General features: G+C 49.5%; 8 protein-coding genes. 7 read left to right on the top strand and 1 reads right to left on the bottom strand.

What is annotated here, in order from left to right; translation table 11 throughout:
- Window positions 1–189 precede the first annotated feature (189 nt).
- The 3 genes from GX147_07115 to GX147_07105 all read left to right on the top strand — a co-directional run bounded on the left by GX147_07115 (window position 190) and on the right by GX147_07105 (window position 4,298).
- Window positions 190–1,434 (top strand): TraB/GumN family protein, encoded by a 1,245-nt coding sequence (locus GX147_07115; GenBank protein NLN60462.1) that lies wholly within the window; start codon window positions 190–192, stop codon window positions 1,432–1,434.
- 16 nt (window positions 1,435–1,450) lie between these two features.
- Window positions 1,451–2,287, top strand: coding sequence for a rhomboid family intramembrane serine protease (locus tag GX147_07110; GenBank protein ID NLN60461.1), 837 nt, complete (start codon window positions 1,451–1,453; stop codon window positions 2,285–2,287).
- A 118-nt stretch (window positions 2,288–2,405) separates the two neighbouring features.
- Window positions 2,406–4,298 carry a hypothetical protein gene (locus GX147_07105; GenBank protein NLN60460.1) on the top strand — a complete coding sequence of 631 codons (1,893 nt, stop codon included), beginning with the start codon at window positions 2,406–2,408 and terminating at the stop codon, window positions 4,296–4,298.
- Window positions 4,299–4,701: 403 nt separating this feature from the next.
- Here GX147_07105 and bioB read toward each other — a convergent pair whose 3' ends face one another.
- Window positions 4,702–5,694: a biotin synthase BioB gene (gene bioB / locus GX147_07100; GenBank protein ID NLN60459.1), complete on the bottom strand. Its 993-nt coding sequence runs from the start codon at window positions 5,692–5,694 to the stop codon at window positions 4,702–4,704.
- Window positions 5,695–5,818: 124 nt separating this feature from the next.
- Here bioB and GX147_07095 point away from each other — a divergent pair, with 124 nt between their 5' ends.
- The 4 genes from GX147_07095 (at window position 5,819) to GX147_07080 (ending at window position 9,286) form a co-directional block, all read left to right on the top strand.
- A complete protein-coding gene (locus GX147_07095) occupies window positions 5,819–6,796 on the top strand; it encodes a biotin--[acetyl-CoA-carboxylase] ligase (GenBank protein ID NLN60458.1) in 978 nt (325 codons plus the stop codon).
- Window positions 6,797–6,887: 91 nt separating this feature from the next.
- Window positions 6,888–8,261, top strand: a complete 1,374-nt coding sequence (bioA, locus tag GX147_07090) for an adenosylmethionine--8-amino-7-oxononanoate transaminase (protein NLN60457.1) — start codon at window positions 6,888–6,890, stop codon at window positions 8,259–8,261.
- A 3-nt stretch (window positions 8,262–8,264) separates the two neighbouring features.
- Window positions 8,265–8,543 carry a hypothetical protein gene (locus GX147_07085; GenBank protein NLN60456.1) on the top strand — a complete coding sequence of 93 codons (279 nt, stop codon included), beginning with the start codon at window positions 8,265–8,267 and terminating at the stop codon, window positions 8,541–8,543.
- The gene (locus GX147_07080) at window positions 8,540–9,286 is read left to right on the top strand and encodes an SDR family oxidoreductase (protein NLN60455.1); all 747 of its coding nucleotides are present in this window, start codon (window positions 8,540–8,542) and stop codon (window positions 9,284–9,286) included. The genes GX147_07085 and GX147_07080 overlap by 4 nt, the downstream gene beginning before the upstream one ends.
- Window positions 9,287–9,338 lie beyond the last annotated feature (52 nt).

Here is a 9,338-nt window from a genome sequence, read left to right as displayed (position 1 = left end):
TGATAATCTTAATGATTTGCTCCGGTGTAAATCGCTTTCCTTTCATCTAATGTTCCTCCCTTTCTTCTTTCTCTATTATCAGGAAGGACTCTATTGGGAAATGGATCAGTTTCTGGGGGGAAGGTCAAAGGCATTTCCCTTTACAAAGCCATGGAATCTTGATAACTAACCGCTGCACGCAAGCGGAAGATTGCGTCGGGATATTTTGAGCTTTCGCGTTTTGAATCCCGCTTTGCCGAGAGGCCGAAAAGCATTGTGAAAGGACGTTGCTTGGACGACAGAAATATTACAAGATTGTCTCACCATGGCAAAGAAATTATTTTGGTGGGAACAGCACATGTATCCCGCGAGAGCGCCGTACTCGTCGAAAATACAATTCGCGAGGAAAGGCCCGACACAGTTTGTGTGGAACTGTGCCAGGACCGGCTTGAGGCAATTCGACAAGAGGATCGCTGGCATGAGATGGATATTATGATAGTCATCAGGGACAAAAGGACTTCCCTGCTTTTGGCCCAGTTGCTCATGGCTTCCTTTCAGCGCAGGATGGCCAAAAAATTCCAAATTCAGCCTGGCGAGGAAATGCGCCGGGCGGTGCGGCTTGCAGAGGAAATGGGTTCCAGTCTGGTTTTGGCGGACGGGTCGATTCGTGTCACGCTCCTGCGTGCTTGGCGAAATATGAGTTTCTGGAGCAAGATCAGAGTGCTTCCCGAGATGATCCTCTCTTTGTTCATCGCCGATGACATTACAGAGGAAGATATCGAGAAGCTCAAAGATCAGGATGTTCTGGAAATAGCCCTAAAGTCGCTGGGGGAAAGATTACCCGCCCTAAAGGGGACCCTGATCGATGAAAGAGATCTGTATCTGGCCCGGATGATCGGTGAAGCGCCTGGGCCGAGAATTGTTGCGGTTGTTGGTGCGGGACATATTCCTGGAATTTTGAGGCATTTGGGGCAGCATATTGATTTAGATCAATTAAACAGCATCCCCGATACGGGGGTTTTCAGCCGGGCCGCCGGGTGGATTTTTTCACTGGCCATCATTTCCCTGTTTCTTGCCGGCTTTTTTTTTTCGGGGAGCCAGTCCAGCATCAACATGATCATGTCTTGGTCGATCATCACCGCGACATGTGCCGCCGTGGGTGCTCTGATCATGCTTTCCCATCCTCTGACAATCATCGCGTCAGCTGTTTCGGCGCCGGTAGCGACTTTACATCCTCTTATTGCCACGGGCTGGGTGGCCGGTCTGACGGAAGCGGCCATTCGTAAGCCCCAGGTCAAAGATTTTTTGAGCCTGACGGAGGACATCACCAGTTTCCGTGGTTTTTTCCGAAACAAGATCACCCGGATACTCCTCCTCATCGCCTTCGTTAATCTCACGACGTCTTTAGGCACCTTTGCGGCCATTCCGGTCATGATGCGATTTCTGCAATTCTGAAGGAGGGCCCAATCCAGTGGGAAGAGGCGGAATTCTATGTCCCCGTTGCCGTAAATTCATCAGCGCAGATGAGCCAGAATGTCCATATTGTGGATTGCGAAAACCGGGGGTGGGGAAAATTCTGCGGAGCAATCTATATCTTTTTTTCGGCGCCGATCCGATAAAGGTACTCATTTCCGTAAATGTGGTGCTGTACGTCCTCTCTCTCCTGATCAATCCGTCGTCCCAGGGGGTGAATTTCAACCCCTTTACCATGTTATCCCCTTCAACCCGCAGTTTCTTGGTCATGGGCGCAACAGGAACGTGGCCCATTGATGGGTATGGAAGTTGGTGGACACTTGTGTCGGCATCTTATCTTCACGGGGGACTGCTCCATATTTTTTTCAACATGTTCGCCCTGATGCAACTTGCACCCTTTGTCCTTTCCATCTACGGCCTGTATCGATTCGTCATTATTTATGTTTTCTCCGGAGTTGCCGGTTTCCTGTTGTCCTATTTTGCGCATATTAATTTGACCATCGGTGCTTCGGCGAATATCTGTGGGCTCATCGGCGCCATTCTCTATTACGGCAAAAGCCGGGGTGGTTTTTTCGGAGACATGATATACCGGCAAGCCATGGCCTGGACAATGGGGCTCGTTTTGTTTGGGCTGTTGTTTCCCGGAATCAACAACTGGGCGCACGGCGGGGGGCTTCTGGCCGGTGTTTTAGCGGGTTATCTGGTCGGAATTGAAGAAAGAAGGATGGAAAGAAGCGTTCACCGGTTTCTCGCCTTTTTCATGGTAATCATGACCATTTTGATTCTGACATGGGTTGTCGTGCGGGCATGTCATGTCCTTTTCTTTGTTCCGTGATCAGCTGGGAAAGCAAGGCGATGACGGGGTCAGGCTTTTCATCGGGTCGCGGATTCATTGACTTTGAGAGGATGCCGTTATAAAGTAACAAATATCTTTCACCTCTTGGGAGTTTTTCATGCCCTTGTCCAAAACACTGATTCAGAACAAAAAGGTCTTTCTCGCCTACAACCAATTTCGAAAGAACATTTTTCAGCATCTGGCTCCAAAGGAGAGCGAAACCATTCTTCTGCTCGTGCCTTGGCTTCTCAGTATAAATCATCCCGATTTTCCCGGCTATATCCCTGATCTGGATAAGCCCTTTCGAGTTTTCGATATCGAGAAAAACAAAGAAATCAAAAAGCGGGAACCTGCTTTCAAAAAGCAGTTCAAATGTTACGATCAAGGGTCCCTGCTTAAATACGCTACAGAGTATTGCGATATCCTGGGGGTCTATACCATTGGCAGCATCGCCACGATCAGCCAGACCCCACATTCCGATTGCGATCTCTGGGTTTGTATTGATCGGGCGGGTTTTAGCGATATCCAATTCGATCAGCTTTCCCAGAAAGTGTATCTGATTAAAGATTGGCTTGATGCCACCCTTAAAATGCCGGTATATTTTTTCATCAGTGATATCACGAATATCCAAAGAGGAAATTTTGGTAACGTAAGTGATGAAGGTTGTGGCAGCACCCAGAAAAATGTGCTGAAAGAAGAATTCTATCGCACTGCTGTCGTGATTTGCGGGAAAATCCCCTTCTGGTGGGTCTATTTCAATCCTGAAAAACCTCAGTCTTACGAAGAAGCCTTGCGGGAATACATGCACCCCAATTTTGGTCAGGACGATTGTGTGGATTTAGGGGATCTGCTTCCTATTGAACGAAGTGAATATTTTGGAGCGGCGCTCTGGCAGTTCAATAAGGCTCTGACACATCCGCTGAAATCCATAATTAAAATGTTGCTCCTTGTGGTTCAGATGGAATTGCCGTCGGAGGCGCTGTTCTGCCATCGTTTTCGGGATCTGATTCTGGGTACCGGTAGGGACAAGTCGTTCATTGACCCCAGTATGTTTACATTGGATGCGGTGTTGGCCCATTACGAAAAGCACCACCACCCTGACTTTGATTTTTTGAAGAAGTGTTTTTATTTACGATACGAAATCAAATTGATGTCAAAAAAAATGACCATCAAGGAAAGGCTATCGGCGGAATTATTTAAAAAATACAAGCTGGACCGTCAGATTCTCTATGAACTGAATCGTTTCCAGGCTTGGAGCTTTCAGGCCCATCAGGAATTCGGGGTAAAGATCCTGACATTGCTGCTGGAGATGTACAAGGACATTTCCAGCATGACAAAAGACGTTTCGGGACTGATCGCACCGCAGGATTTGACCATCATCGGCCGAAAACTGGCTTCGAGTCTCGCCAGAAAGGAGGGAAAATTGCCGATTATGCACAAACCCGTTGACGCGGTGAACGTACCTGATCTGACGTTTCGCTTTGAGTCCCGGAAGTGGCGCGTGGCACCTGCCAACGATTCGGCAATGACCCTGGTAGAACATGTCGATGTCGTTTACTGTGTTGCCTATCTTGTCTGGAATGATCTTTTTGAAGCTGTAAACATCAGGATGGTTCCAAACCCGACTTCCGTTACCATCCAGGAAATCATCAATCTCGCTAAAAAAATCAGAGAAGTTTTCGGATCGTATAATATCACTGCAGTCGATTTTCAAAATTTCCTCCAGCCGGAAAAAATCACAAAAATCCTGATTGTTGTCGACTTTGAAGCCACCAGGGAATCGGCGGAAGGGAGCAATTATCGGGTGATCATGGAAAACAACTGGAGCGAGATGTTTATCAAACAGTTTTCCGCAACGAAAAAGCTTATGGCCTTTTTTGAGGAGGAAGCGGCCCTCATTCAGGATGTCGAGAAAAATTATTACATCCAGCGCAACATTCTCAATTATGAAAAAATCATTGATCGGACCAGGAAAGCCGTGGCACGAATCCTTTCCAGAGGTGAATCATAGAAAGGAAATAGTGATTCCGACCAATGTAAAATGAAAGGGTCGATTATGTCCGGCGGGTGCTTCGCTCTTTGCGGAATTGCCTGCGAATGCGGCGGAAATCTTGGATATGGAATTACAGATGGAATGGTCTTAATGATAGGCGGATACTCGCGGGATTATGGCAAGGTTTCTATGATTGATAACCTCAACTTTATCGCTGTATCTGTATCCAGGGGGCAACGAAAATTCGCCGGCATCCATTGCTTGTTGAAGACACGGTGATTTCACAAGAAATAATCTTTCCTGCTGGCAGCATCGTCGATAATCTTCAATTCCCTCTTTCTCTTGATTCCACCCCCAAAGGGATGCCGGAAGGCGGACGACTCTTCGGTGTTGTGTGGCCGTGAATTTGGTCAGGCTTCAGTCACATTTCAGATAAAGATGGTTTCAAGTTTAGGGCACGCACGATTTCCATGTCCATTCCGGTGTTCCTTCCCTGTGTGGTCAGATAATTGCCGACCATGAAACCGTTCGCTCCAGCAAGAAAAATCCAAGATTGAAAATCTTTCAGGATCAACTCCCTCCCGCCGCAAATAAAAATATCGCGGTCCGGATTAACAAACCGGAAGAGAGCGATGCTTTTGAGTGTATCCATGGGTGACAAGACGGGACGATTTTCCATTCGAGTTCCGGCGATTGGATTAAGGAAGTTCAGCGGAATGCCATCTACATCAAGATCACGCAGGGTGCAGGCCAATTCTACCCTTTGTTCCCAAGTTTCTCCCAAACCTAGGATGCCACCGGAGCAGATCCGTACCCCCGCTTTTTTTGCCCGTTTCAGAGTGTTGATATCATCTTCATAAGCATGAGTTGAGCAGATTTCGTGAAAAAAGCTGCGAGCCGTTTCCAAGTTGTGGTGATAGACGGAAACGCCGCTGGCCTTTAATGCTTGTGCGCGCTCTGAAGTAATAGTCCCCACGGAGGCGCAGACGGTAACGGCTGTATCGCGGGATATCCGTTCCGCGGATCGGCAAATCGTCTTTATCTCTTCGTCCGTCAGCGTCAGGCCGCTCGTTACCATGGAAAAACGGGTGGCGCCGGCGATCTGACGCTCCCTCGCATCGGCCACCATGAATGCTTCCGTTTTCAGATCGTATGTGGAGATACCCGTGCGATGATGTGCAGACTGAGCGCAGAAAGCGCAATCTTCTGTGCAAAAACCCGATTTGGCATTCAGGATGGCGCACAGGGTGACGTGATCTTCCTTGAAATGTCGGGTAATTTTCCCGGCGCAGGCAAGGAGATCGAACGTTTCCGTTTCCGGTAACCGTGCCAGTGCGCAGGATTCTTCATAAGACGGCAGATAGTGGTCTCCTATGATTTTTTTTGCCAGATGGAGGATTTGCTGATTGAACATGATTCACCCTTCAAAATCGACAACGTCGATTTTTGGTCGCTTCCTTAGCAGACATTTTGTCGATCGTCAACCTAAAATACAATATCAGTTGACAATCATGAGAAAGAGATGCTATGAGCGCGGCATGTCGACCAAAGAAGCCTTGTTGAAACATCTGAAAGAATCGGCCGGGGTCTGGGTGTCGGGGGAACGTCTTGCTACGGCACTCTCCATATCGCGGACCGCCATCTGGAAACATATTAAAACCCTGCAGGAAGAGGGCTACGGGATTACCTCATCGACCGGACGGGGGTATCTGTTGCAGGAAATGCCTGATCGGCTCCTGCCTGCGGAAATCATGGACGGTCTTCAAACACGGGTTTTTGGGCGCCGGGGGATCAATTACTATAGCGAAACGGATTCCACGAATATTCGTGCCCGGGCGTTGGCTCACAAAGGGGCGCCAGAAGGAACCATCGTGGTCGCAGAAACTCAAACTCAGGGGCGGGGGCGACGGGGCAGGACCTGGTTTTCGCCTCCGGGCAGCGGAATTTATATGTCCATCGTCCTGCGGCCTCGGGTCCAGCCTCACGAGGCACCTCTGTTGACCCTTGTCGCTGCCGTCTCGATGACGGAAACACTCTTTGAGATGGTCGATCTGCCATTTAAAATCAAATGGCCCAACGATATTCTGATCGAAGGGAAAAAGATATCGGGCATTCTTACGGAGATGAGTCTGGAAATGGAACGGGTCGACTACGTCATTGTCGGGGTTGGATTGAACGTAAACACGGAACCCGATGCCATGGAGGATGAAATCCGCGAAATTGCGTCATCCCTCCGGATCCTGACGGGTAAAGTCTTTTCCCGTATCCGAATTCTTCAGGTCTTTCTGAAGCGGCTCGAACATTACTATGATCTGTTTCAGGATCGGCAGTTTGAAACAATCCGGAATCGGTGGAAGGAATTGTCCGGAGTCATCGGCCGGCAGGTGAAAATCATAAACCCGGACGGCGTCTGCGAAGGCGAAGCGGTCGATATCGATTCGGATGGTTTTCTGATATTGCGTTCCCCTACCGGCGATTTCCAGCGAATTGTGGCGGGAGACGTGTTGTATCAGTAGCAGGGTTTCCTTCCTTTACGGGGTGAATCGATATTGAACAATGCTGCGAACCGGCTTCAAGAAGCCGGGTTGTAGGGAAGGGGGTTGTTTGATGGTGGACACGAAAGAAGAAATTCGGGAACTTGAACAAGCCGACTTGGCATGCGTCTGGCACCCTTTTACGCAGATGCAGATTTACCGCCGGGAGAAGCCCGTCATTATCGAAAAGGGGAAGGGTTCATACCTGTATGATGTTGAAGGCAATGCCTATTTGGATGGGATATCGTCACTCTGGACGAATGTACACGGCCACGGCAAGGCTGAACTGGACGAAGCTCTCAAAGCTCAAATCGATTTGGTTGCCCATTCCACCCTGCTTGGAATTACCAACGTTCCGGCAGTCCGTTTTGCCCAAAAACTCCTGAATGTGGTGCCTCGGGGTTTGACTCGGGTTTTTTATTCCGACAGCGGGTCCACCGCTGTTGAAATTGCCCTTAAGATGGCCTTCCAGTATCACCGACAATCGGCCCAAGGGAATCCACGAAAGACCAAATTTCTTTCCTTCGTGAATGCCTATCATGGCGATACGATAGGATCGGTCAGCCTGGGGGGCATCGATTTGTTCCATGACATGTACCGTAACCTTCTCTTTGGAACCTACAAGGTGCCTTCTCCATATTGTTACCGATGCCCATACGGGCGAGATTATCCGGGGTGTAAACTGGATTGCCTTATTGGCGTTGAGAAAATGCTGGACCGGCATCATGAGGAAATTGCCGCCTTGGTAGTGGAACCCCTTGTACAGGGGGCGGCGGGCATGCTCATGCAGCCTGAAGGTTTCCTCCGGGGGGTCCGGGAATTGTGTAGCCATTACGGTGTTTTCATGATCGCCGATGAAGTAGCTGTCGGTTTCGGCCGGACAGGCAAAATGTTCGCCTGCGAGCATGAAGGCGTAACCCCCGACATTCTCTGTTTGGCAAAAGGCATTTCGGGCGGATACCTTCCCTTGGCTGCCACAGTGACGCGGGAAGAGGTATTCGAGGGGTTCCTCGGTGAATTTGCGGACAACAAGACCTTCTACCACGGTCATACCTACACGGGCAATCCCCTCGGCTGCGCAGTTGCCATCGCCAGTCTGGAATTGTTTGAAAAGGAGCGTATTATCGAAAATCTGCAGCCGAAAATCTCCTTCCTTTCAGATAAACTTAATGAATTCAAGGAACTTACCCACGTTGGGGATATTCGTCAAAGAGGCATGATGGTAGGCATAGAACTGGTGGCTAATAAAGAAACCCGTCAGGCTCTGGCCGCCGAAAACATGACCGGGCATGAGGTGATCATGGAGGCAAGAAAACGGGGGGTTATGATCCGTCCCCTGGGGGATGTCATCGTACTGGTGCCTCATCTTTCCATGTCGACTGCAGAACTGGAGCTGCTTTGTCGGGTCACTTATGAATCGATCCGGATGGTGACGGAGCGGAACTGAAACGTGGAAACACCAATTTGTCAAGAAGGGGTGTTCCATTTCGATCCGGATGACGGGATCTATACCGATCATTTTCCCGGTTACCCGGTTGTTCCGGGAAGTCTTGTCATCGATGCATTCCTGAAAATATCGGGGTCTGTAAAGAGAATCGAAAATTTCCGTTTCCGTTCGTTTCTTTTTCCAGGTGTGTACCAATACCGGATGGTTTGTCTTGGCGATTATTGGGAGTGTACGCTGTTTAGAAACGAACAGATCATGGTCAGGGGGAAACTGAGAACATGATCAAAAATAAAGGCGAAAAGCGTGCCCTCCTCCTGGGCGGGACATGTGACCTGGCCTTGTGTTTGGCTCCGAAGTTAATCAAGAAAAAAATCATGCCGATTTTAACCTGGCGTGATTCGGGAGGAAAAGCGAAAATCGATTCCTCTCTTTCCGACTTTCCGGACCTTTACGAAACGGTCCGGTTCGACTTGAACGATTCATCGGCGTGCCAGACGGCATTTAACCAAGATACGGAGATTTTCGCTTTTCTGGTGGACTTTGCCCAGGGGGATTATGAGTCTCTCATTGCGGGAGGCGACGAGGATCGAATAGGGGCGTATTTTTCTGAGAATGTCGCGGCCCGGGCTGCTCTCTTGAAGCGGATCGCTAGAGGGATGATTCGCATGAAAGAGGGAAGGCTCATTTTCCTTTCCTCGTCTGCCGTCGAAAGGCCTGCGCCGGGACAGGGTTTCTATGCCGCGGCAAAACTTGCTTCCGAGGCCATGTATCGGAATTGCGGTTTGGAGTTGGCGAGTAAAGGGATAACCGCTGCGATTCTGCGCCTGGGTTATGTACGGGCAGGCCGTGGGCGTATCTTTCTGGATGCGAATCCACAAACTACCGACCAGATTCCCCTCCGACGAGCCCTTGATAAGGAAGAGGTTGCAGAGGCGATTCTGTTTCTCCTGTCCCCGGGTGCGGCAGGGATCAACGCAACAACGCTGACGATGGATGGAGGGTTATCAGCCGGGAAAAAGGTATGACAAAACCGTATTGGATCGGACTGTCAAGGGTGACGGCATACGGTATATGCAT

This window comes from Deltaproteobacteria bacterium, from assembly GCA_012522415.1.
Lineage (GTDB): Bacteria > Desulfobacterota > Syntrophia > Syntrophales > JAAYKM01 > JAAYKM01.
This window is presented reverse-complemented; position numbering and strand designations above follow the sequence as displayed.